Annotated in this window: 15 protein-coding genes; 9 read left to right on the top strand and 6 right to left on the bottom strand. The window is 41.1% G+C overall.

Features of this window, described 5'->3' with window-relative positions:
- Positions 1-8: 8 nt before the first annotated feature.
- From BLQ18_RS08280 to BLQ18_RS08295, 4 genes are all read right to left on the bottom strand, one after another.
- Positions 9-2,129, bottom strand: coding sequence for a glycoside hydrolase family 97 protein (locus tag BLQ18_RS08280; protein WP_090294180.1), 2,121 nt, complete (start codon positions 2,127-2,129; stop codon positions 9-11).
- Positions 2,130-2,140: 11 nt separating this feature from the next.
- Complete coding sequence (locus BLQ18_RS08285; RefSeq protein ID WP_090294182.1) at positions 2,141-4,426, bottom strand: glycoside hydrolase family 65 protein; 2,286 nt, start codon at positions 4,424-4,426, stop codon at positions 2,141-2,143.
- Positions 4,427-4,522: 96 nt separating this feature from the next.
- Complete coding sequence (locus tag BLQ18_RS08290; RefSeq protein WP_090294185.1) at positions 4,523-5,875, bottom strand: MFS transporter; 1,353 nt, start codon at positions 5,873-5,875, stop codon at positions 4,523-4,525.
- A 122-nt stretch (positions 5,876-5,997) separates the two neighbouring features.
- Positions 5,998-7,065, bottom strand: a complete 1,068-nt coding sequence (locus BLQ18_RS08295; RefSeq protein ID WP_090294188.1) for a LacI family DNA-binding transcriptional regulator — start codon at positions 7,063-7,065, stop codon at positions 5,998-6,000.
- 213 nt (positions 7,066-7,278) lie between these two features.
- On the opposite strand from BLQ18_RS08295, the gene BLQ18_RS08300 reads away from it, so the two are divergent.
- The 5 genes from BLQ18_RS08300 (at position 7,279) to BLQ18_RS08320 (ending at position 17,480) form a co-directional block, all read left to right on the top strand.
- Positions 7,279-10,362 (top strand): SusC/RagA family TonB-linked outer membrane protein, encoded by a 3,084-nt coding sequence (locus BLQ18_RS08300; protein ID WP_090294190.1) that lies wholly within the window; start codon positions 7,279-7,281, stop codon positions 10,360-10,362.
- A 10-nt stretch (positions 10,363-10,372) separates the two neighbouring features.
- Positions 10,373-11,923, top strand: coding sequence for a RagB/SusD family nutrient uptake outer membrane protein (locus tag BLQ18_RS08305; RefSeq protein ID WP_090297451.1), 1,551 nt, complete (start codon positions 10,373-10,375; stop codon positions 11,921-11,923).
- Between the two features lie 14 nt (positions 11,924-11,937).
- Complete coding sequence (locus BLQ18_RS08310) at positions 11,938-13,338, top strand: SusF/SusE family carbohydrate-binding protein (protein ID WP_090294192.1); 1,401 nt, start codon at positions 11,938-11,940, stop codon at positions 13,336-13,338.
- Positions 13,339-13,413: 75 nt separating this feature from the next.
- Positions 13,414-16,776 (top strand): alpha-amylase family glycosyl hydrolase, encoded by a 3,363-nt coding sequence (locus BLQ18_RS08315; RefSeq protein ID WP_090294194.1) that lies wholly within the window; start codon positions 13,414-13,416, stop codon positions 16,774-16,776.
- On the top strand, positions 16,773-17,480 hold the full coding sequence (locus BLQ18_RS08320; RefSeq protein ID WP_090294196.1) for a hypothetical protein: 708 nt from the start codon (positions 16,773-16,775) through the stop codon (positions 17,478-17,480). Before BLQ18_RS08315 ends, BLQ18_RS08320 begins: the two co-directional genes overlap by 4 nt.
- Positions 17,481-17,546: 66 nt before the next feature.
- Here the strand turns inward: BLQ18_RS08320 and purU are convergent, their stop codons facing one another.
- On the bottom strand, positions 17,547-18,395 hold the full coding sequence (gene purU, locus BLQ18_RS08325; RefSeq protein ID WP_090294198.1) for a formyltetrahydrofolate deformylase: 849 nt from the start codon (positions 18,393-18,395) through the stop codon (positions 17,547-17,549).
- A 141-nt stretch (positions 18,396-18,536) separates the two neighbouring features.
- On the opposite strand from purU, the gene BLQ18_RS08330 reads away from it, so the two are divergent.
- Positions 18,537-21,995, top strand: a complete 3,459-nt coding sequence (locus BLQ18_RS08330; RefSeq protein WP_090294200.1) for a methylmalonyl-CoA mutase family protein — start codon at positions 18,537-18,539, stop codon at positions 21,993-21,995.
- A 13-nt stretch (positions 21,996-22,008) separates the two neighbouring features.
- Here BLQ18_RS08330 and BLQ18_RS08335 read toward each other — a convergent pair whose 3' ends face one another.
- Positions 22,009-22,401 (bottom strand): hypothetical protein, encoded by a 393-nt coding sequence (locus tag BLQ18_RS08335; protein ID WP_090294201.1) that lies wholly within the window; start codon positions 22,399-22,401, stop codon positions 22,009-22,011.
- Positions 22,402-22,523: 122 nt separating this feature from the next.
- Here BLQ18_RS08335 and BLQ18_RS08340 point away from each other — a divergent pair, with 122 nt between their 5' ends.
- The 3 genes from BLQ18_RS08340 to BLQ18_RS08350 are packed head-to-tail and all read left to right on the top strand — an operon-like array spanning position 22,524 to position 25,162.
- Positions 22,524-22,973 (top strand): Lrp/AsnC family transcriptional regulator, encoded by a 450-nt coding sequence (locus tag BLQ18_RS08340; RefSeq protein WP_090294203.1) that lies wholly within the window; start codon positions 22,524-22,526, stop codon positions 22,971-22,973.
- 51 nt (positions 22,974-23,024) lie between these two features.
- Positions 23,025-24,470 (top strand): alpha/beta hydrolase, encoded by a 1,446-nt coding sequence (locus BLQ18_RS08345; protein WP_245668093.1) that lies wholly within the window; start codon positions 23,025-23,027, stop codon positions 24,468-24,470.
- Between the two features lie 50 nt (positions 24,471-24,520).
- Positions 24,521-25,162 carry a DUF1684 domain-containing protein gene (locus BLQ18_RS08350; protein ID WP_090294207.1) on the top strand — a complete coding sequence of 214 codons (642 nt, stop codon included), beginning with the start codon at positions 24,521-24,523 and terminating at the stop codon, positions 25,160-25,162.
- Position 25,163: the final 1 nt, after the last annotated feature.

Here is a 25,163-nt window from a genome sequence, read left to right on the forward strand (position 1 = left end):
GTGTTTGTTTAGAGTTCTTTTATGCTGATGGCGAATCCGCCACCTGGTGCTGATCTCACCTTTAATTTTGATTTTGCGGTGACCCTTTTTGAATCAATTTTATACGATTGTGGGTTAGTGTTGTAATGTGCATTTTCACCATCCCTATAAATAGTGGCCTCGTATTTTTTGCCCTTTTCCAAGAAACCCAATGAAACTGTCGTTGTACGTTCCGTTGTTCCATTCACATTGCCTACAAACCAATCACCACTATTTTTATCTTGACGAGCCACGGTGATGTAGTGTCCAGGCTCAGCTTCCAAATATTGGCTTTGTTGCCAATCTACAGGTACATCTCTGATAAATTGAAAGGCATCTGGAAATCGTTTGTAGTTTTCAATCACATCGGCGGCCATTTGCAGCGGGCTGTACATGGTCACATAAAGGGCCAATTGATTGGCCAAGGTAGAATTCACATGGCTTTGATTGTCAGGATTCAATTTGCTCACGTCCATTTCAAAAATGCCAGGTGTGTAATCCATGGGACCACCAATCAATCTGGTAAATGGCAATACAGTAACATGATTGGGTTTTGAACCTCCAAAAGCTTGGTATTCCGTGCCTCGTGCAGATTCGTTTCCAATGAGATTGGGCCACGTTCTTGCCAAACCTGTTGGGCGAACCGCTTCGTGGGCGTTTACCATAATCTGGTAATCTGCTGCTTTTTCAATGGCAAATTGATAGTGGTTCACCGCCCATTGATTGTAATGATTTTGGCCTTTAGGCAAAATATCCCCAACATATCCACTTTTAACGGCATCATACCCATTGTCGTTCATAAAGGTGTATGCTTGGTCCAAGTGTCGCTCATAATTTCGAACCGCTCCTGAGGTTTCATGGTGCATCACCAATTTTACATCTTTTGATTTTGCATAATCCCGCAGTTCAGCCACATCAAAATCGGGGTAAGGGGTTACAAAATCGAATACATCATCTTTATGGTGACCGAACCAATCTTCCCAACCCACATTCCAACCTTCCACCAAAACAGCGTCCATGCCATTTTCGGAGGCAAAATCAATGTAATCCATTACGTGTTGGGTGTTGGCTGAATGCCTTCCATTGGGTTTTGCTTTGGAATAATCTGTTTTGCCCAATTGAACCGACGGAAATTCATCCGTGTAAGCCCAACTGCCACTTCCTGTGATCATTTCCCACCAAATACCAATATATTTTACGGGGTGAATCCAAGACGTATCTTCAATTTTATTGGGTTCGTTCAGGTTGTAGGTCATTCTGGAAGCCAAAATATCTGTTGCATCGTCACTGGCGATAATGGTACGCCAAGGGGTGTGACGAGGTGCCTGCATTTGCCCTTTGTCACCAACTGCATCTGGAGTTAACCAAGAGGTGAAAACAAAGTTTGTATCATCCAAATCAAGGTGCATGCAAGCGTAGTTCACCAAAGCTGCTTCGTGTAAATTGATGTAAATGCTTTCATCGGTTTTTAGCATCAAGGCAGTCTGCACTCCCGTTTTTGAAAATTGCTGTTGAGAGGCATTTGGCGTAACAGCACCTTCAAATAATCCACGGATTTCAGATAACCTTGATTCCGTATAATCGTATTCTTGGGTGTCGTAATCCCCAGGAATCCAAAATGCGGTATGGTCACCTGTCATGGCGAACTCTGTACGCTCTTCCTTAATCACGAAGTACACCAAATTCTTTTGTTGCGGAAATTCATATCTAAAACCTAGACCATCATTAAACAAACGAAACCGAATAACCATGATGCGTTCCGTTTCATTTTGTTTTAAGGTAATGGCCAGTTCGTTATAATGGTTTCTAATTTCAGATTCTTCTCCCCAAACAGGCTTCCAAGTCTCATCAAAAGCTGAAATTTTGGACTCCAAAACTGTAAATCCATCCAAGAGTGATTGAGCATCATCCTTTAATTCAAAACCAAGTTTACTGGATTTGATGATGGCCTTGTCCTTGAAATTCAATTGATAGGTTGGCGTTCCATCTTCTAAAAGTAGGAAATCCATGGTGAAATTCCCGTCTGGGGAATTCAATTCTTGGGCAGCAACCCAAGTGCTCAAAAGCAAAAGAAAACTTAGAATTGAAATGGATTTTATGAACTGTTTCATGCTAATTTATTTTATTGAAGGGTCACTTTCGTGCCATCTACCAAAATTTCCAATGGCGCACCTTCGTCGATGCTGAACGTAGGGCCTTCTTGCGATACCGTAACCTTTACAATTCGATTTCTGAAATTAATTTTAAAGGAATAGCTGTCCCATTGCTCAGGAATCTGCGGTTGAAAACTCAGTTGATTGTCCACTACGCGCATACCGCCAAAACCTTCCACAATGCTCATCCAAGTTCCAGCCATGGAGGTAATGTGCAAACCTTCCTCTACTTCTTTGTTGTAGTCGTCCAAATCCAATCGAGAAGTACGCAGATAGAAAGTGTATGCTTGTTCCATGCGACCTAATTTGGCTGCTTGTACAGAATGCACACAAGGTGAAAGTGAAGATTCATGAACCGTGAAAGATTCGTAGAAATCAAAATGCTTCTCAAGTTCTTCTTGGGTAAAATGGTCTTCAAAAAAGTAGAATCCTTGTAAGGTGTCGGCTTGTTTAATGTAGGGCGAACGTAAAATTCTGTCCCAACTCCAATGTTGGTTGATGGGGCGTTCCTTTTTGTCCAAATCGGCTACGCGAACCAAATCCTTGTCTAAAAAACCGTCTTGTTGCAAGTAAATACCCAATTCTTCGGAGTAGGGGAAATACATATTATCCGCCACTTTCTTCCAAAGTGTTGTTTCCGCTTCACTCAGCGCAACTTTTTTATAAATTCTATCAAAATCGGCAGCATGGTTTTCTTTTACGAAATCCATTTGCTCCAAGGCATATTCCAAACACCATTTGGCCAAATAGTTGGTGTACCAGTTGTTATTGATGTTATTTTCGTATTCGTTCGGTCCGGTTACTCCTAACATTACGTATTTGTTGCGATGGGTTGACCAGTTAACCCGTTGCTGCCAAAAACGTGCGATTCCAATCAATACCTCCAAGCCCATTTCTGGGATGTAGGTGAAGTCTTGGGTAAAACGTGTATAGTTGAAAATGGCAAAGGCAATCGCACCATTTCTATGGATTTCCTCAAAGGTGATTTCCCATTCGTTATGGCACTCTTCCCCGTTCATGGTTACCATTGGATATAGTGCAGCGCCATTGGTAAATCCCAGTTTTGCAGCATTTTCAATCGCTTTATCCAAATGGTTGTAGCGATATTTTAGAAGTTTACGGGCCACTTCTTGGTTTTTGGTGGCCATATAGAATGGAATACAATAGGCTTCGGTGTCCCAATAGGTGCTACCGCCATATTTTTCACCCGTAAAACCTTTAGGTCCAATATTTAATCTGGAATCTGTACCTGTATAGGTTTGGTTCAACTGGAAAATATTGAAACGAATTCCCTGTTGTGCCTTTACATCGCCTTCGATGGTAATGTCGCTCATTTCCCAAACCTGTGCCCATGCTTTCTTTTGTTTTTCAAGTAGGGCATCAAATCCAAGTGCAGAAACTTCATTTAATATTTGGTTTGCAGCTTCGGTAAGTTTGTTTTCATCATGATTTCGGTCAACCGTATATCCGCCAAATTTTATCAGACTCACTTTTTCGCCTTTGGCGACTTGTTGTGAATACGTTGATTTAATGGAAAGTTCTTCTTTAGAAGTAGAATCAGGGGTGTCCTTTTGGGTATCACCGTAAATCAAATGAGCCAGCATAAACGTGCACACCTTAAAATGGGTTTTCATGGTGTGTGACTCAATAAATGCCCTGTTTTTGTCAGATGAAATTTCAGTGGTGTTCCAAAATTTATCGTCCCAGTTGCTGTCTTCATTGGTGATTCCAGCATCTAAATAGGGACTGAATTCGATTTCAGCATCTGCATTCAATGGAGTGATTTCAAATTTGATGGCTCCAACTTCATCATGGGACAAACTTAAAAATCGGGTTGAAACCACTTCAATTTCAATATTATTCGGAGTGGTGGCCACAAAACTTCTTTGGTACCATCCCTCTTTCATATTGAGTTCCCGTTTAAAATTTTTGATGTTGGTGCATGTAGCCAAATCCAACGATTCGCCATTAATGGTCACATCGATGCCAATCCAGTTCGGAGCATTCAAAACCTTGGCGAAATATTCAGGGTATCCATTTTTCCACCATCCCACTCGGGTTTTATCGGGATAGTAAACGCCTGCGATATAACTTCCTTGAAAGGTGTGGCCAGAATAAGATTCTTCAAAATTGGCACGTTGGCCCATGGCTCCGTTTCCAATGCTAAATAGACTTTCGGAGGATTTAACACGATCCTTATCGAAACCTTCTTCGATAATGCACCAGGGATTCGGTTGTATGTAGTCTTGATTCATTGTAGGGATGATTGATGTGTTACTAGTTCTTTAGTGTGTGTTTGTTTATTGTTTTGTCTTTGTGAGACTTACAATATTTGAAAGTATGAATTTCAATTAAATTGTAGCGGGTTCGTCGTCAATATCTTGTACTCTCGATACCAATAGTGCGGCAATTATGAAGGCCACACCACTTGTCATTAAAGCATAAATAGGTTTTCCACCATACAGATATTGTACCATGGGACCGCCGATAAAGGCATTCACGATTTGTGGAATCACAATAAAAAAGTTGAAAATTCCCATGTAAACTCCCATTTTTCGAGCTGGAATGGCACCCGCCAAGATGGCGTAAGGCATGGCCAAAATACTGGCCCAAGCGATACCGATTCCGATCATAGAAAGAATCAACCAATTTTCATCGGGCATGATGTATATGGATAAAAATCCTAGGGCTCCAATTACCAATGAAATGGTATGTGTCTTTTTTCTTCCCACTTTTTTCGCAATGGCAGGTAGAAAAAAGGCAAAAACGGCAGAAACACCATTGTAAACACCAAACAGAATGCCCACCCAGTCACCTGCATCTTGATAGGCTGCACTTTGACTGTTGTTGGGATCCAATCCATAAATATGCTCTGCAACGGCTGGAGTAGTAAATACCCAAAGCCCGAAAAGCCCGAACCAAGAAAAGAACTGCACCCAGCTCAATTGACGCATGGTCAATGGCATTTTAGCAAAATCGGTAAAGATGTCCATCAACCCGCCTGTCGATTCCTCTTCTTCTATGGTATCTTCTGCGGCGTTCAATTGCGCCATTTCTTCTGGAGAATACTCCTTGGTGGTAAACACAGTTACGGCCACACTGATGACAAGCACTAATGCTCCAATAATAAAGGAGAGCAAAAGATTTAAGGGCACTTCTCCTGCGGCGGCAACATTATTGATTCCAACCCAATTGGTTAAAGCGTAGGGCAACCAAGAACCGATTACGGCACCTATGCCTATAAGCACGGTTTGCACACTGTAACCCAAGGTACGTTGGTCGGATGGCAACATATCGGCAATCAAAGCCCTAAAGGGCTCCATAGCAATATTAAAAGAGGCATCCATGACCATGAGCATACCAGCGCCTACCCAAAGCGACGGCATAATTGCAGTAAACATATCTGCATTGGGCATTAAAACAAGACCTAAAGAAGCAAGTAGGGCGCCTGTTAAGAAAAAGGGGCGTCTACGTCCAAGTCGGGTCCATGTTTTATCGCTGTAATGGCCAACAATGGGTTGAATAATAAGTCCAGTGAGAGGTGCAACAATCCAGAACCATGAAAGCTCGTGCACATCGGCACCAAAACTTTGAAGTATTCTACTGGCATTGGCATTTTGGAGGGCGAAGCCCATTTGAATTCCCAGAAATCCAAAACTGAGGTTCCAGATTTCCCAGAAGCTTAATCTACGCTTTTGAAACATTGTGATTGGTATTTGATTCACAATTGAAACAGTAAATCTGTTCCTATTTTAATTACTTGGGAAGTAAAATATAAGCGTTGATAGGGACAAAGATATGAGTTTTTAAAATATCTCTCCTAAATTTATTTTTTCTGGACCACTTGATTTAGTGTAGAATCCCTAATTATAAGCTCTGTTTTTACCACTTGTGTGGTATAGGGAGTTTCTTCTCCGCTATCAATTTCTTCCAAACGGTTGATAAGCGTTTGCGCTGCAATTTCGCCCATTTGGAATCCATGCTGACTCACTGTGGTAAGGTGTGGTCGCGCATATTTTGAAAGAATTCCATCAGAAAAACCGATTACCGAAAGGGTTTCGGGAACATCCAGTCCGCGGAGGCGGGCCACATTTAATGCGGTAACGGCATATATTTCGTTTACTCCGAAAATGCCATCAATATCAGGGTGCAGTTCAAAAACTTTGTTGATGCGCTCCTCCAGCATGCGTTGGTCTTCATCCGAATCTCCCAATTCACCGATTCGAACCACTAAATCCTCATCAAAAGGTATTCGGTTTTCGGCCAAGGCATCTTTGTAGCCTTCGGTGCGCAATCGCCCAATATTTAAATAATCCTTGGTGGTCAGCAACAAAATTTTCTTTCTCCCCTCATCAATCAGTTTTTGAACGGCCATTCGACCAGATTCACGATCATCAATAACAATTTTATCGCTTGGAATCTCATTTACTGCCCTGTCAAACATAACAATTGGAATGTTTTGATTGATAGTTTCCTGTAAATGGGTGTAGTCAGCTTTTTGAAGCGTTTCTTTAGAAAGGGAGATGATAAACCCATCAATACTGCCATCAATCAACATTTCCATGTTGATGATTTCTTTACGGTAAGATTCGTTGGTAACCCCGATGATTACGTTGTATTCTTTGGAATTGGCCACTTCCTCAATCCCAGAAATGACTTTTGCAAAGTAATGGTGTACGATTTCTGGAATTATGACGCCAATGGTCTTGGTTCGCTTGTTTTTAAGGCTAAGAGCAACACTGTTAGGTCGGTAATTATAGAACTTTGCAAAAGCCTGCACCTTTTCACGGTTCTCCTTACTTATGTCCTTATTGTCTTTTAGCGCTTTTGAAACAGTTGAAATAGAAAGCCCCAACTCCGAGGCAATCTTTTTGAGCGTCATTTTAGGTTTCATCCTACATCTTCTTTAATAGAAAGCACCGAAAAATGCTATTCATCCCCAAATATACTCTGATTAAAAGAGGTATCGGAACTTTTTGTCAACCAGAAAACGTTGTAAGTGACCAAATATGACAGATGTCAATAAAACAGGGTTTCGATTTACATATTTTCGCTTTTGGGAAGTAAAATATAGCATAATCGTAAAATTAACTAAAACAAACTCAATATGAGAATTAAACGGATGTACCTTTTATGGTGCATGTTTCTAGTTCCTCTGGTTCAGTTCGCGCAAATAACTGTACAAGGGGTAGTTACGGATACCGCTACTCAGGATCCTTTACCTGGTGTGAGTATCATTATAAAAGGAACCACTCAGGGAACAGCAACCGATTTTGATGGAAATTACATTTTGGAAGCCAATATGGGTGACATTTTGGTGTTTTCTTACATCGGTTTTCAACCTAAAGAGGTAACGGTTTCGGGCAGTACACTTAATGTAACGCTTGATGAAGATACTACGGCCTTGGATGAGGTTGTTGTAATCGGTTACGGTACCACTACGGTAGAAGACGCTACAGGTTCTGTTTCTTCGGTTACCACAGAGGATTTTAACAAGGGAGCTATTGTGTCTACCGATCAATTGCTTACTGGTAAAACTGCAGGTGTTCGAATTACAAACAGTGGTGGTCAGCCCGATTCTGCACCGAATATCCGTATTCGTGGTGGGTCTTCGTTAACAGCCAACAACAATCCATTGATCGTTATTGATGGAATTCCAGTGGATAATACCAATCCAGCAGGGGTAAGTAACCCACTTACCTTGATTAACCCTAACGATGTGGAAAGCTTTTCCATTTTGAAAGATGCTTCGGCAACTGCCATTTATGGATCTAGGGCTTCCAATGGGGTTATCATTATTACCACCAAAAAAGGTTTGACAGGTGAATTCAAATTCAATTTTGCTTCCAATACTACGGTAAGTACAGTTGGGAAGAAGATTGATATGATGAATGCAGGTACTTTTACCAGATTCATTCAAGAATATCATCCAGACTACACCAACTTTTTGGGTATCGACGATCCTTCTACCAATGCAGAAGATGATCTTTCGACTACAGATGTTATTGAAGGAAGAATCCTTTCCGATACAGACTGGCAAGACGCTATTTTCCGCACAGCCATTTCTTTCGATCATAACTTCAGTGCACGCGGTAGCATCTTTAAAACAGTGCCAATTCGTTTGTCTTTAGGTTATACACAATCGCAAGGTTTGGTTAAAACAAGTGACTACGAACGTGTAACAAGTTCCTTAAAAGTAACCCCAAGATTTTTGGACGATCACTTAAAAATTGATTTCAATGCTAAGGGAATCATGTCCAAAAAGAACGCTATCGATGAAGGTGGTGCCTTGGGTGGAGCTGTAAATATGGATCCTACCAAGCCAATTTATGATACTGCTGCCGATAACCGTTTTGGTGGTTATTACCAAAACACCGTTGATGATGGCGGATTCTTGAGCTTGGACGGTCAGTGGAACCCTGTTGCCATTTTAATGCAACGTTACCGACCAGAGCGTGTTAGTAAAATCTTGGCGAACATGGAAGTGGATTACAAAATGCATTTTTTGCCAGAATTAAGAGCTGTGGCGAACGTAGGTATCGAAGCTTCAAAAGCTAAAGTAAAAGAAGTATATACCGATAATTCTTTGGCAACATACCGTCAAGATGATACTGCGGTAGACCCAGACCCAAACTACCGATTTAACCCTGGTGTAAATTACAGGGAAAATCAAGATATCATCAACCAAACCCTTGAAGGTTATTTGGCCTACGAAAAGGATTTGGATGGTGCCATTACCAATTTCGATGTTCAGGCGGGTTACTCCTACCAGAACTTTAGAAACGATGGTAACAAGGAAGAATACAATTACGACACCGCAACTGGCGAGCGTTTTTTGGTGTATGATCCACAAAACCCAACCAATAGATATTTTAATGAGTTGAACTTACAATCTTATTTTGGTAGAGGTAACATCAACTTGTACAATAAATATTTGTTGACATTATCTTTTAGAGCAGATGCTTCTTCTCTTTTCTCCAAAGAAAACAGATGGGGTTATTTCCCAGCTGCGGCCTTTGCATGGAAAGTGTACGAAGAAGATTTTATGGAGAATGTAAACTTTGTAAACAACCTGAAATTGAGATTGGGTTGGGGTAGAACAGGTCAGCAAGATATAACTGGCGCTGTTGGTTTCTATCCATCAATTCCATTGTTCCAAGCAGGTTCTGTAACCAGTCAATATTTGGCAGGATACGCACTTTACTCTGCTACACCGTACAACTCAGATTTAACATGGGAAAAAGCGGAGACCTTCAACGCAGGTCTTGATTTTGGTTTCTTCCCTAACAATGTGTTGAGTGGTTCCTTCGATGTATTCTATCGTACCACTACTGATTTGTTGGCTACCGTACCTGTTGCTCCAGGTCAGGCATTGACTTCTTCTTTTGTGAAGAATGTTGGTGAAACCGAGAGTAAAGGTTTTGAAGTGAACTTTAATGTAAAAGCTTTGCAAACCAGTAAAATGGCCTTGGAATTTTACGGAAACACTTCGTACAACAGAGCAGAAGTTACCGATTTGGAAGACGTTTCCCGTATCACGGCAAGTGAATCTGGAATACCAACAGGAACTGGTGTGAATTTGGCTTACCACGCTGTGGGATACCAACCTTATTCAGCTTGGGTATTCCGTCAGTTATATGATGATGCAGGGAATCCAATACACGGTGCATTTGCCGATTTTAATGGTGATGGCGTTGTGGATAACGACGATAGATACTACAGAGCAATGCGTCCTAACTGGACTTATGGTTTCGGATTTAACTTCAATTATGGCAAATTCGATTTGAGCTCTAGTTTCAGAGGGCAGTTCGGCGGTCAAGTATACAACTCAAGAAGATTGACTTCTGGATGGGTAGAAGGAGCTATTCCGAACAACTCGAACAGCTTGTCCAATGTACTCGATTTTTACAATGGAGCTGCAGATTTCAACTTTGTTGATGTTCGTGGAAATGTGCCATTCTCCGATTACTATTTGGAAGATGCAACATTCCTAAGATGTGAGAACATTGTACTGGGCTATCGTTTGGACGATGCTTTGCCGAATGTCTCCATGCGTTTTTATGGCGCTTTGAACAACCCATTCATCATTACCAAGTATAGTGGGCAGGATCCAGAGAATTTTAATGCAATAGACAATAATTTCTATCCAAGACCTCGTTCCTTCACGTTTGGGGTAAATGTGGATTTTTAAGATATCTGACATGAAAAAATTAACAGCAATAATATTTTTAGTAATTCCATTGGCCCTGATGGTTCAGGGTTGTACCAAGGATTTGGATACAGCACCTCAAGTGGAGCTTACTTTGGAAGAGCTTTTGAGTCAAGATCCAGATGCCGTAAGTGGTATTTTATCAAGATTGTATGCTTCGTTCGCGCTTTCTGGCCCAGATGGAGCTGGAAGTTCTGACATTGATGACGATGCAGGGGAATCTCCATTCTTAAGAGGAATTGTAAACCTTCAAGACTTTACTGCCGACGCGATGAAAAACCGTTGGGGTGATGATGGATTGGATCAGTTGACAACGACTTCCGATTGGGATGAAAACAACAAATTTTTCCGTTACCTATACAACAGGATCTATTACACCATTCCACAAGCAAACAACTTACTTTTGGTGTTGGGCGCCGTAGATATTGAAAATCAAGATCAAATTGAAGGTGAAGTTCGATTCATTAGAGCATTGGCCTATTATTACTTGGTAGATTGTTTTGGTAAAGGTGTATTGGCTACCGAAGAAAACTACGGTACTTCCGACCCATTACCAGAGGTGGACCGTTTGGAATTGTTCACCTATTTGGAAAATGAGTTGTTAGCCGTTGTGGATTTGTTGCCTGCTAGCAATGAATACGGTAGAGCCAATAAAAGTGTTGCAAGAATGCTTTTGGCCAAGTTGTACATGAATGCTGGTGTTTACACTGGAACTACCATGTTTGACGAAGCAGTTCCAGTAATTAACCAAGTGATCACCGAGGGCGGTTATACTTTGGATGAGAACTTTGAGAGCATATTCTCAGGAGACAATTATTTGTCCAACGAGATTATTTTCCCTTTGATCGCTGATGCGGATATTAGCCAGAGTTACGGAAACACCACCTACATTGTAAATGGAAGTTTAGGAACCGAAACCATGACCCTTAGCGATTTTGGAGCAGAGGAAGGTTGGAGTGGACACAGGGCCACCAAAGCGTGGTACGGACTTTTCAATAGTGGTGATTTGGAAAACAGCACCGATGCAAGGGCTGCCCTATTCTGGACAGAAGGTCATAATTACGAAATGACCGATTACAGGGCTTGGACAGATGGTTATCCAGCGGTTAAATTTAGAAACACCTTCTACTTTAGCGATTCCAATCCAACCAGTTTCTCCAGTACAGATTTCCCATTATTCCGATTGGCCGATGCCTACTTAATGTATGCTGAGTTGGCTGTTCGTGGCGCTTCAGGTGCCGATATGGCAACCGCAGTAAGCTACGTGAATGCAGTGAGAAACCGTTCCAATGCAAGTTCCATTTCACAATCATCTTTGAATTTGGACTTCATTTTGGATGAAAGAGCAAGAGAGCTCAATTTGGAAGGACACCGAAGAAGTGACTTGATCCGCTTCGGAAGATTTACAGGTAACAGCTACCTATGGCCTTGGAAAGGTAACACCTTGAACGGTACATCCATTCCAGAAACCTACAAACTGTTCCCAATTCCTTTGACCGCTTTGGAGGCCAATGAAAATCTAACTCAAAATCCAGGATTCTAATTAACTAAACACTCATGAAAAATATTAAATCATTTATAGCACAAGTTTTAGGGGTGGTAACAGCCCTAGCGCTTTTCACTGCATGTGAAAACGATGACCTAACTCCAGAATTCACATTGCAAGCAGCTTCTGAGGATGTTGCTTTCCAAAATGAATTTTTGGCAGAATATTTATTGTCCGATGAAACTCCAGATAACATTGCAGAACGCTTTGTTTGGAACGAAGTGGAATTTGGAGTGCCAACAGAAGTATCTTACCAATTGGAAGGTTCCATCTCAGAAAATTTTGATGCAGATGGAGCATACCAGTTCGATTCTGGAACGTTGACCACATTAAATGCCAGTGTTACTGTTAGTCAATTGTTGACCATGGCCGAAGGTCTTGGATTGGATGATGATCCATCAACCACAGATGAAGATGGAAACCCTAACAATTCAGGAACCGTTTACTTTAAAGTAACTGCTTTCGTAGGAAGTGGCGAAGGCGTTGATGCCGTAACCACTGAATCGGAAGTAGCAGCTTTGACCATTAGTGTTGTGGAAAAAACTGCTGATAGCGGTGCTGGATTTGAAATTTCCAGTTGGGGTATAGTTGGTTCTGGTTACAACGATTGGGGTGCCTTTGCCGATGCTCCTTTCTATACTACGGGTACCGATGGTGTTTATGTTGCCTACGTAAACTTGTTGGATGGTGAAATCAAATTCCGTGAAAACAACGATTGGACCAATAACTACGGTGATACCGATGTAGATGGTACTTTGGATGCAGGTGGTGACAACATAGTTGTAACAGCAGGTGATTATAAAATCACCATGAATCTTAATGACTTCACTTATACCATGGAAGAGTACTCATGGGGTGTTGTTGGTTCTGGTTATAATGATTGGGGTGGCGCAGGACCTGATGCCAAATTCTTCTACGATTACACTACAGATACTTTCAAAGTGGGTGTAGAATTGATCGAAGGAGAAATCAAATTCAGAATGAACAACGAATGGGTAACCGATTTTGGTGACTCAGGAGCTGATGGTACTTTGGATGCAGGAGGTGATAACATCGTTTCTGCAGCAGGATACTATATGATCACTTTAGATTTCAATGCAGGAACTTACACTATGGAAGCTGCTGATATTTATGGTGTAGTAGGAAGTGGATACAACGATTGGGGTGCCACTAACGACTTTATGTTGACCGAAGTAAACCCAGGAATTTGGGTAGGTGAAAATGTAGAGTTGATCGATGGCGAAATCAAGTTCAGGGTTAACGAAGCTTGGGATGTAAATTATGGAGACACTGGAGTAGATGGTATTTTGGATGCAGGTGGCGATAATATCGTTGTGACTGCAGGAACTTACCTAATTACTTTGGACTTTACCGACGAAGGAGCACCAACATACTCCCTTATTGCAAGGTAGTAGAGGCCCTTTTATATAATCTAAGATAAAGGGGAATGGCACCATGCCGTTTCCCTTTATTTTTAAATAAAATGTATGAAGAAACTTTTACTTTTTTCTTTTCTCATCTTTTCCATGGCATCATGGGCTCAAGTTACTATTGAGCCTTTTCCATTTGCTGTGGATGAAGAAATCACCATAACCGTCGACGCCAATAGTAACGAAACGGATTGTAATGGTCTTTCCAATCCAAGTAAGGTGTATTTACATTCTGGAATTGGAACCGATGTCGATCCATGGACCACCGTTGTCGGAAATTGGGGGCAAGACGATGGGGTAGGTGAAATGACCGACAACGGCGATGGCACTTGGAGTATCACATTTGTACCCGAAACCTATTATGGCCTAACAGCTGATCAAGCCAACAATGCCACCCAAATGGGAATGGTGTTCCGAAATGCGGCAGGCACCCAAGAACTCAAGGATAATGGATGCAACGATTTCTTTTTTGATGTAGGAAGCTTTCAATTGCAGTTGAACAATCCAACCGAAAACTTGACGCTTTTAAACCCAGGAGAAAGTTTGTCCATTCAAGCTACAAGTTCGGTAGCTGCAGATTTCACCTTGGCCATCAACGGTAGTATTGTCGATACGTTTAGCGGAACCGACTACAGCTACGATCATTCCAATATCACCGAGAATTCACAATATACTTTGGAGGCTGAGAGTGGTGGAGAAACCCGAACCCAAAACTTTATGGTGGTTGTAAATGTGGTGGAGGAAGCAGTTCCTGTGGGCATGTTGGATGGTTTAAACCTAGATCCATTGGACGATACCAGCGCAACCTTGGTTTTGTATGCTCCAGGAAAAGAAATCGTTCATTTGATTGGTGATTTCAATAATTGGACACTTTCAGACGAATATTTACTGAAAAAGGATAGCGCGCAAGACCGTTTTTGGATTCAATTGACGGGGTTAACTCCTCAAACCAACCACATGTACCAATATGTAGTGGATGGAGAAATTACGATTGCCGACCCTTATTCAACCCTAATATTGGATGAGGATAACGATCCTTACATCAACAATACAACCTATCCAAATTTGCCAGCTTACCCAAGTGGACAAACCGAACATGCGGTAACCGTACTTCGAACAGGAGACCCTGATTATGCATGGGCAAATAACAGCTATACCTTGCCGAGCAAAACCGATTTGGTGGTGTATGAACTTTTGATTCGTGATTTTGATGAATTGCACAGCTTCGATGCAGTTCGTGCCCGTTTGGATTATCTTCAGGAATTAGGGGTAAATGCCATCGAACTCATGCCCGTTTCCGAATTTGATGGAAACGAAAGCTGGGGATACAACCCATCATTTCACATGGCTTTGGATAAATATTATGGCAATGCCGATGCCTTCAAGCAATTGGTGGATGAATGCCATGGTAGGGGAATGGCCGTGATTTTGGATGTGGTGTTCAACCATGCAACAGGTCAAAACCCATACTATCGACTTTGGAATACCGATAATGGTGGTTATAATGGAGTTGCCAGCAACGATAGCCCCTTCTTCAATGCTGCACCAACGCATTCGTATAATGTGTTCAACGATTTCAATCACAGTCAACAAGCGACCCAAGATTATGTAAAACGCGTAGCCCAATATTGGATCGATGAATATAAAATTGATGGCTACCGATGGGATTTGACCAAAGGATTTACCCAAAACTGTACTGAAAATGATGAGGGATGTACAGGAAGCTATCAAGCGGATAGGGTAGCGGTTTTAAAAGAATATGCCGATTACCAATGGGAAGTGAATGAAGATTTTCTGGTAATTTTCGAGCATTTGGGCACCAATGAAGAAGAAACCGAATGGGCCGAATACCGTTTGGATGAAGGCAAGGGCATCATGCTTTGGGGCAACCTAAATGGCCCATACAGTGAGGCAGCTATGGGGTGGAATACCAATTCCGATTTTTCATGGATTTCTTATGTCAACCGTGGTTGGACTGTTCCATCAAATGTTTCCTATATGGAAAGTCATGATGAGGAACGGATGATGTATCGAAATCTCAATTTTGGTAATGCATCTGGCGATTACAATACCCAAGATTTGGCAACAGCTTTGGATAGGGTAAAATTGGCAGGAGCTTTCTTTTTTACCGTTCCAGGACCAAAAATGATCTGGCAATTTGGTGAATTGGGATACGATTATTCCATCGATTACAATGGTAGAATCGGGAATAAACCTATCCGTTGGGATTATTTCGACAATCCCGATAGAAAAGCCGTTTACGATACTTGGTCAGATTTAAACCTTTTGGCCGTTGAAGAACCCATTTTTGAAACTTCGGATTTTGAAATGAATGTGGCAAATTCAAACGGATTAAAAACCATTCATTTGACCAATGCCTCCGCAGGAGTAGATGAAATTGGATTCGTGACCATCATTGGAAACTTTGGAGTGGTAGAACAGGAAATCGACCCACAATTTCAAGAAACAGGGGTTTGGTATGAGTTTTTGGCCAACAACCTTAAGTATGTGGTGACCAATGTGAATGAGACCATAACACTGGCTCCAGGAGAATATCGCATTTTTGGAAACAATCCGACCAGCCTTTTTCCAAACGACAATCCACCCGATGCCGATTCAGATGGTGTGTTGGACGCTAATGACCTTTGCCCAGATACACCTTTAGATGCCGTGGTAAATGTGGATGGTTGTGAAGTATTTTCACTGCCAGAAAACAACTTTAGTGTGCTTACCAATAGTGAAACTTGTAGAGGCAGCAATAATGGAAGCATCACCATAACCGCCTTGGAAGTGCTAACCTATACCGCAACCTTATCAGGAACTGCAGGGGCATCCATCAATTTTGACGCCACTGCGACCTTTGAAAATCTATCAGCGGGAAACTATGAGCTTTGTATCACGGTTTCTGGAGAATCAGACTATCAGCAATGCTATACATTGACCATCACAGAGCCCGAGTCCTTGGAGGTATATTCGGAAGTTGACAAAGACACCAATATACTTTCCTTGGCGCTCAAGGGTGGGGAATATTATAACATTCAAATTAATGACGAAACCTACCTTACTGCCAGTGATTCGTTCGATTTAAAACTGAATCAATCCGTAAACACCTTAAAGATTTCAACCGATATGGATTGTCAAGGTGTTTTTGAAGAAACTTTATTGCTTACCGATAGGGCGATGGCATATCCAAATCCCATGATTCAGGACAATCAAGTTTCTGTGGACCTAGGTTTCAATACCAATGAAGAGTTGAATGTTCAGGTTTTCGATTTGAATGGAAGATTGCATGCCTCAAAAGTTGTCCAAACGAACTTTGGAAAACTGAATGTGGATTTATCTGGATACGCAAACGGATTTTACCTGATCAAAGTGACAGGAAAAGAAATCGCCCATGAATTTAAAATCATTAAACAATGAAAATAGCTTCTAAATACATAGTTCCTTTGGTATTGTTGACCCTGTTTTCTTGTGGGGGAAGTGGAGATGACCCAACACCTGAACCAGAACCAGAAGTGCCTGTGCCTTTAGCTGCAACCTTGGTTTTTCCTGATAATAATGAGGAATGTACCGAAGGGGTGATTGTTTCAGATACGGAGAGTCAAGTTACTTTTCAATGGGCAGCATCAGAAAATACGGATGATTATACCTTGACCATCCAAAATTTGGAGACTGGTGTAGAAACATCATCTTCAACATCCAATACAGAATTGCAGGTTACTTTGAATAGGGGGACTGCTTATTCGTGGATTGTTGTTTCGAGTGCCGATGGTACCAATGAAACTGCGACGAGTGAAACTTGGCGATTTTACAATGCAGGAGCGGCCATTGAAAATTATGCTCCGTTTCCAGCCTATGATCCCTATCCTGAAATGGGGATAGAAGTTGTTTCAGGAAATATTTCACTCCAATGGGAAGGTTCCGATTTGGATGGTGATTCTTTAAGTTATTCGGTGTATCTGGATACAGCAAATCCACCGACAACCTTATTGGGAGGAACTGCATCTACAAATATTGATGCAACTTTGGAAGCCGATACAATTTATTATTGGCAGGTGATCAGCACGGACAGTGCTGGGAATAGTTCAACCTCAGAGATATTTGAATTTAGGACCAGTTCTTAAGTTGGTCTTTTGAGTTTTATAGTTAGTTAAGATAGGGGGCATTTTGCTCCCTATTTCTTTTCTGTACTATGAAAAAATAACCGTTTTGTTATTGTACACCATGGTTTTTCGAGCTACATGCAGTTGCACGGCACGAGATAGCACAATCCGCTCCAAATCTCGTCCTTTGGCAATAAAATCCTTAACCGAGTGGGTGTGTGAGACGGTGGTCACGTCTTGCTCAATAATAGGACCAGCATCTAAATCTTCGGTAACATAATGACTGGTGGCTCCAATAATCTTGACCCCTCTTTCAAAAGCGGCATGGTAGGGTTTTGCGCCTGCAAAGGCAGGTAAAAAGGAATGGTGGATATTGATGATGCGTTGCGGAAACTGATCGATCACCTTTGGTGATACAATTTGCATGTATCGTGCAAGAACAATAAAATCAACCTTGTATTTTTTCAATAACTCGAGTTGTTGATCCTCGGCTTCAGCTTTGGTTTCCTTGGTCACGGGAATATGAAAGAAAGGTATATTGAATTGCTCTGCTACATACTCCAAATCTTTATGATTGCTCAAAATAAAAGGGATTTCCACTGAAAGCTCCCCCGAATTGTATCGGCTTAGCAAATCATAAAGACAGTGATTGTATTTAGAGACAAAAATGGCCATTTTTGGCTGGTATTCGTCCGTGTAGGCATCCCATTCCATGTCAAAGGGTTCTGCCAGTTCAGTGGCAAAGCCTTTTTTGAAATCAACCAAATCCAATTCTTGTTCAAATTCACATTTTAGGCGCATAAAAAACACCCCTGCCTGTTTGTCCACATGCTGGTCCAAATACACTACATTCCCAGTTTGTTGGTGAATATAGGTAGTCACAGAGCGAATGATACCCGATTGATCGGGGCAATGAATAAGAACGGTAAGCTTCATATCCTTAAATTAGAGGGTAAAATTATGGTATTCAAAAAAGTAAGCCCAAGAGAAAGCTATTTTTTATAATATTCTAATCAAAATTAAAAATCAATTGCATTTTCTTTAAATTGCAAAGCAAATTGAGACCTTTTATTGCAGATGGAACAAATTAAACCCTATCAGCCTAAACATAAAATTAGAATTGTAACCGCAGCATCCTTGTTCGATGGGCATGATGCGGCCATCAATATTATGAGAAGAATCATTCAGGCCACTGGTGTTGAGGTGATTCATTTAGGGCACGATAGGAGTGTGGCCGAAGTAGTGGATTGCGCCATTCAAGAAGATGCGAATGCCATTGCGATGACTTCCTACCAAGGCGGACACAACGAATATTTTAGGTACATGTTTGATTTGCTGCAGGAAAGGGGAGCAAGTCATATCAAGATTTTTGGCGGTGGTGGTGGCGTTATTCTTCCAGAAGAAATCAAAGAATTGATGGCTTATGGCATCGAACGTATTTACTCCCCAGATGATGGTCGGGAAATGGGATTGCAAGGTATGATCAATGATTTGGTAGAGCGATGTGATACTGCGGTGCCCGATTTGGAGCTTCCCAAAGGGAAGAATTTGGAGGAAGAATTAAATGCAAAGCATCCCAATACGTTGGCGCGTTTGATTTCATTGGCCGAAAATCGCCATGAGGAATTTGAAAAATACCAATCTCAAATTGAAATGGCTCAAGGCAATGTTCCAGTTTTGGGAATCACGGGTACTGGTGGAGCAGGAAAATCAAGTTTGGTGGATGAGTTGGTGCGCCGATTTTTGATGGATTTCCCTGAAAAAAATATTGGAATTATTTCCGTAGATCCGTCCAAACGAAAAACGGGAGGAGCCCTTTTAGGAGATAGAATCCGAATGAACGCTATCAACAGCGAAAGGGTATATATGCGTTCTTTGGCCACGCGTCAGTCTAATTTGGCTTTATCCAAGCACGTTGCAGAGGCGGTTCAAGTGCTGAAAGCGGCAAAATACGATTTGATTGTACTGGAAACCTCAGGAATTGGTCAATCCGATACCGAAATTTTGGAACACAGCGATGTTTCCCTTTATGTGATGACGCCCGAATTTGGTGCAGCAACCCAATTGGAGAAAATCGACATGCTGGATTTTGCCGATATCGTTGCAATCAACAAGTTTGACAAACGTGGTGCATTGGATGCGCTACGGGATGTGAAAAAGCAGTACGCTCGTAACCACGGTTTATGGCACACCAACGAAGATGAACTGCCCATTTTTGGGACTATCGCTTCCCAATTCAATGATCCAGGCATGAACAACCTTTATAAAAAGGTGATGGATACTTTGGTGGAAAAAGCTGGGGCGACCTTACACTCAACCATGGAAGTGACCGAAGAGATGGCGGAGAAAATCTATGTGATTCCACCAGCACGAACTAGGTACTTATCCGAAATCGCAGAAACTAATAGAGGATACGATTCCAAAGCAAAAGAAGAGGCCAATGTTGCCCAAAAATTATACGGTATCTTTTTGACATTAACATCTACTTTGGAACTGGACCAAGAAAAAGCAGAGGAGCTGTTTTTGGATAAATCAGGATTGAACGAAGAGGTAATTGAATCCCATATCAAAACTGAAGATTCCAAAGCATTGGTGAAACTACTCATCAAGGAATTTGATCGTGTGAAAATGCACCTCAATCCGCACAATTGGGAAGCCATTTTAAAATGGAGGGAAAAAGTGAACCGCTACAAAGCGGAAATCTATTCCTTTAAGGTGAGGGACAAAGAAGTCAAGATAAAAACCCATACCGAATCGCTCTCGCATAGTCAAATCCCTAAAATATCGTTGCCTAAATACAAAGCTTGGGGTGATATTTTGCAATGGATTTTGCAAGAGAATGTTCCTGGAGAATTCCCATTTACGGCTGGATTGTATCCCTTTAAAAGAGAAGGGGAGGACCCCACTCGAATGTTTGCAGGGGAAGGTGGTCCTGAGCGAACCAATCGCCGATTCCATTATGTAAGTATGGATATGCCTGCAAAACGCTTGTCCACCGCTTTCGATTCAGTGACCTTATATGGAAACGACCCCGACCATCGCCCCGATATTTACGGGAAAATCGGAAATGCAGGAGTTTCCATTTGCTGTTTGGATGATGCTAAAAAACTCTATTCTGGGTTTGACCTAAGCAGTCCTATGACCTCGGTGAGTATGACCATTAATGGTCCTGCACCCATGCTGTTGGCCTTTTTTATGAATGCCGCGATTGACCAAAACTGCGAAAAATACATCATAGACAATGGTCTAGAGCAAGAGGTTTCAAACAAAATCAAATCCATTTTTAAGGAGAAGGGAACTGAGCAGCCAAGTTATTATGGAGAACTTCCTAAAGGAAATGACGGCTTAGGTTTGATGCTGTTGGGTGTCACGGGAGATCAAGTGCTTCCAAAGGAAGTTTACCAAGAGATTAAGGTTAAGACCTTGAACCAAGTTCGCGGAACGGTTCAGGCCGATATCTTAAAAGAGGACCAAGCGCAGAACACTTGTATTTTTTCGACTGAATTTGCCTTGAAACTCATGGGTGACGTTCAAGAATATTTTATTGAACAACAAGTGCGTAATTTCTATTCCGTTTCCATTTCGGGCTATCATATTGCTGAGGCAGGTGCCAATCCGATTACGCAATTGGCGTTTACGCTATCCAATGGGTTCACTTATGTGGAATATTATTTGAGCCGTGGCATGGACATCAATAAATTTGGCCCGAACCTTTCATTTTTCTTTTCCAATGGAGTAGATCCAGAATACGCGGTAATTGGTCGTGTGGCCCGACGTATTTGGTCCAAAGCTTTAAAAGAGAAATATGGAGCCAATTCACGGGCGCAAATGTTGAAGTACCACATTCAAACTTCAGGAAGAAGTTTGCATGCGCAGGAAATTGATTTCAACGATATCCGTACCACGCTTCAAGCATTGTATGCGATTTATGACAACTGTAATTCCTTGCATACCAACGCTTACGATGAGGCAATTACCACCCCTACCGAAGAATCTGTCCGTCGTGCGATGGCCATTCAGTTGATTATCAACAAAGAGCTGGGCTTGGCCAAAAATGAGAATCCAATTCAAGGTTCATTTATTATTGAAGAACTGACCGACTTGGTAGAGGAGGCAGTTTTAATGGAATTTGACCGAATTACAGAACGTGGCGGTGTACTTGGGGCGATGGAAACCATGTATCAACGTTCCAAAATTCAGGAAGAGAGCTTGCATTATGAAACCTTGAAGCACTCTGGGGAATATCCAATTATTGGCGTAAATACCTTTTTAAGTTCTAAAGGTTCACCGACTATTTTACCTGCAGAGGTTATTCGCGCTACGGAAACTGAAAAGGAAAATCAAATTAAAACCTTGCAAAACCTTCATAAAAGGGAAGCGAATGAAGCCGAAAAGCAATTGAATGAGCTACAGCAAACTGCCATCAACAATGAGAATATCTTTGAAAAATTGATGGAGGTAGCCAAGCATTGTTCGTTAGGACAAATCACAGAGGCGTTGTTCCAAGTAGGAGGGCAGTACCGAAGAAATATGTAAGGAAAATTTTGTTTTAGTTGATCAAGGACTTTCTCCACTTCTTAAAAGAAATTCTGAAAATTCGGATCTCTTTGCGAAGCAGGTTCAGATATTCCTTTTCTTTAACTCCGTCTCTTTCCAACCCGTTGCAATAGGCCAAAATGTTTCGGGTCATAATGTTGATGTAGGCCAAACTTTTCATTCGAACTGAAGGGCAATTGCTCAAAGCAGCTTGCTCCAATTCTTTGGTGATCAAGTCAGCATCAATCAATAAAGATTTTGAAAGGTCGTCACGGAACGAATCAATTTTACGCAAGGATAAAATCTCACGGTTTTGGGCAAAGTACGCCGCCACAGCTTCGCTCAAGTCACGAAGTGCCAAAGATTTACGGTATACGACCAAGGAATTAAGAGAACTTCTCTCCATTTTTCAAAAGCAATTTTGTAGTATAAAATTACGGACGAATCAAAAATTATTACTTTTGTTATTAAAGCAATAATTTGGTTTTGCTTTCGATTATAAATAATTAATCATTTTTTTCCTTTTATATGAAGATAGATGAGCTTAACTGGCAAATATTAGGTCTGTTGCAACAAAATGCAAGGGAGTCTTTTGCCCATATTGGTCGAAAAGTTGGCCTGACTCCTCCAGCGGTTGCGGAACGTGTAAAGAAAATGGAGGACCTTGGGATCATTGAGGGTTATGGTGCCAATATTTCGTACGGAAAGGTGGGGTATCAGTTAAAGGCTATCATTATGTTGCGTGCCTTTATGGGAAAATTGAAGCCTTTTTTAGATAAGGTGAAAAACTTTCAAGAAGTGGTGAATTGTTATCGAATTACGGGAAACGAAAACATTATTATGGAAGTAGTTTTGAGAGATCAGGCCCATTTGGAAAAATTTATTGACGAGCTTATCGTTTATGGAGAGTGTAGAACACACATTGTATTGTCCAATGTGGTAGCGCAATCGGCCATTAAAAAAAGTAGACCTATATAGGATTTGTTTAGTACCTTAAAGTTGTCAACTGGTTTTGGCCAGATTTTTGATATGAAGATTACTATGAAAAACACTAGCCTAATTCTATTCCTTTCCATTTTTTGGATAACAGCTGTTTCTTCTCAACAGCTTGTTTTAAAGAAAGGAGAAATCATCCAAGACCTCAAAATCAAAGACTCAATTGGGAATACCTATTCGCTTTATCTGCCTACTTCTTTTAGTATGGATAAAGAGTGGCCGCTGCTCATGGTTTTTGATGTAGATTCAAACGATAACGAAGCTTTGGCCATGTTTGCATTTGCTGCAGAGAGCCAAGGTTATGTTTTGGCAGCTCCAAAATTGAACGATTCTATATCACTTACCGATAATATGTTGATTACGGGTAAGGTGATGAAAGAGGTTACAACAATAATCCCAGTTCAACCAAATCGAATTTATGCTGCGGGTTCCGACTCGGGTGGACGTTTCGCAACTTTGGTTCCTATTTTAATGCGAAATGTGAATGGGGTTTTGTGCATCAGTGCAACATTGGCAAATAGAGAACTTTTGGATTTGAAGGAGCCGTTTCATTTTGTAGGGATTGTGAGCAGGGATAATTTCAACTATACGGCAATGCTCATGGACACTAAATTATTAGATCGGTTAAAAATGCCTAATCAGACCTTATTGTATGATGGTGAAAATATTTGGCCTGGGACCAGTTATATTGAAAAAGGGATGGAGTTGTTTACCCTAGCTGATATGGCCAAGAATAAAATTCCAAAGGATACAGCTTTTATAGAGAATGCATTTCAACAAGATATTTTCAAAGTAAACGCTCTCCGAAGTAAAGGAGATCTGTTATTGGCCGAGCAATATCTTACCGAAATGATGTCGATGTACGGAGCCCATAAAAATTTGGACTCGCTTAGATCAGTGCAAAAAAGTGTAAGGCGGGATAAAAATTATAGGGTACAGAAACGTACGGAAAATGCAGTTTTTTTAAAAGAGGCCTTATTGAAGGAAGATTATCAATATTATATGGATGACGATGTGTACACCTATAATTTCAATAATTTGGGATGGTGGAATCATCAAATGGGGGAGATCAAAAAGTTTGTTGATGGAACTGATCGATTGGAGCAACAAATGGGAAATCGTTTGTATGGCTATGTGAATGCATTGGCCGAGGATAACATTGAGATGATTTCTTCGGAAAAGCAAGTGGATGAAAATGCCTTGGCATTTTTGTATATGTTGAAGACCATAATTGAGCCTGATAATTTTGAATTCTACCTGAAAACGGTATCACTAAGTGCCAAGAACGAGGATTATGGTACTTCACTTTTTTATTTGGAGGAATTGTTGAAAAAAGGCTTCAAAGACACGGATAAACTTTATGCATTAGAGCATACGGCCTTACTCCGAATAACTCCTGAATTTAATGAACTGGTTTCAAAATACTTGAAGGACGCCAGATACGATATTGACCAAAATGAAGGGGCTAAAGAAAATTAGGATTCCCAAGTTTTAATTGGAGAGCGTATTTTTGCACAAAGCTTTTCCAGATGAAATATGCAGTCTTACTTTTTGGTTGTCTTTTAATGGCTTGTGGCCAGGGTAAAAAATATCATGATGAGGAGAAATCGGAGGTGAAACCTTCTTCGACATTAATGGCAGATATTTTGGCCTATCAAAAGGAACAAAACGAAAGTTTTAAAGACCCTGAATCATCACCTTTGCCCGATAAGTACCGTAAAGATTTTGAAGGGCTCGATTTTTTTGCTCCTGATACTTCCTATGTTGTTAAAGCCAAATTTGTAAGAACCCCGAATGCTGTTCCTTTTTTCAATCCTACCACCACAGATAGAAAGACCCAAGAAGTGGTTTATGGCATTGCGTATTTTACCTTAAATGGAGCGGAGCATCAATTGGAAGTATACCAAAGTTTGGATTTATTGGATGATGAGGAATATGAAGATTATTTATTTTTACCTTTTTTGGATGAGACCAATGGTGAGGAAACCTATGGAGGTGGAAGGTATATTGATTTGACCATTCCTGAGGGAGATGCCTTGCTAATTGATTTTAATAAAGCCTATAATCCGTATTGTGTTTATAATAAAAAGTACTCCTGCCCTCTAGTGCCAAGGCAAAATTATTTGAGAACTAAGGTGAGAGCAGGTGTTCGAGCATTTAAAAATAAATAAA

This window comes from Flagellimonas zhangzhouensis (assembly GCF_900102925.1).
Lineage (GTDB): Bacteria > Bacteroidota > Bacteroidia > Flavobacteriales > Flavobacteriaceae > Flagellimonas > Flagellimonas zhangzhouensis.

Bases quoted from the DNA above. Each gene is read 5' to 3' on its own strand.
- purU (WP_090294198.1), bottom strand. From the start codon at position 18,395: ATGAAGCTTACCGTTCTTATTCATTGCCCCGATCAATCGGGTATCATT.
- BLQ18_RS08285 (WP_090294182.1), bottom strand. From the start codon at position 4,426: ATGAATCAAGACTACATACAACCGAATCCCTGGTGCATTATCGAAGAA.
- BLQ18_RS08300 (WP_090294190.1), top strand. From the start codon at position 7,279: ATGAGAATTAAACGGATGTACCTTTTATGGTGCATGTTTCTAGTTCCT.
- BLQ18_RS08295 (WP_090294188.1), bottom strand. From the start codon at position 7,065: ATGAAACCTAAAATGACGCTCAAAAAGATTGCCTCGGAGTTGGGGCTT.
- BLQ18_RS08320 (WP_090294196.1), top strand. From the start codon at position 16,773: ATGAAAATAGCTTCTAAATACATAGTTCCTTTGGTATTGTTGACCCTG.
- BLQ18_RS08335 (WP_090294201.1), bottom strand. From the start codon at position 22,401: ATGGAGAGAAGTTCTCTTAATTCCTTGGTCGTATACCGTAAATCTTTG.
- BLQ18_RS08315 (WP_090294194.1), top strand. From the start codon at position 13,414: ATGAAGAAACTTTTACTTTTTTCTTTTCTCATCTTTTCCATGGCATCA.
- BLQ18_RS08340 (WP_090294203.1), top strand. From the start codon at position 22,524: ATGAAGATAGATGAGCTTAACTGGCAAATATTAGGTCTGTTGCAACAA.
- BLQ18_RS08350 (WP_090294207.1), top strand. From the start codon at position 24,521: ATGAAATATGCAGTCTTACTTTTTGGTTGTCTTTTAATGGCTTGTGGC.
- BLQ18_RS08330 (WP_090294200.1), top strand. From the start codon at position 18,537: ATGGAACAAATTAAACCCTATCAGCCTAAACATAAAATTAGAATTGTA.
- BLQ18_RS08310 (WP_090294192.1), top strand. From the start codon at position 11,938: ATGAAAAATATTAAATCATTTATAGCACAAGTTTTAGGGGTGGTAACA.
- BLQ18_RS08305 (WP_090297451.1), top strand. From the start codon at position 10,373: ATGAAAAAATTAACAGCAATAATATTTTTAGTAATTCCATTGGCCCTG.
- BLQ18_RS08290 (WP_090294185.1), bottom strand. From the start codon at position 5,875: ATGTTTCAAAAGCGTAGATTAAGCTTCTGGGAAATCTGGAACCTCAGT.
- BLQ18_RS08280 (WP_090294180.1), bottom strand. From the start codon at position 2,129: ATGAAACAGTTCATAAAATCCATTTCAATTCTAAGTTTTCTTTTGCTT.
- BLQ18_RS08345 (WP_245668093.1), top strand. From the start codon at position 23,025: ATGAAGATTACTATGAAAAACACTAGCCTAATTCTATTCCTTTCCATT.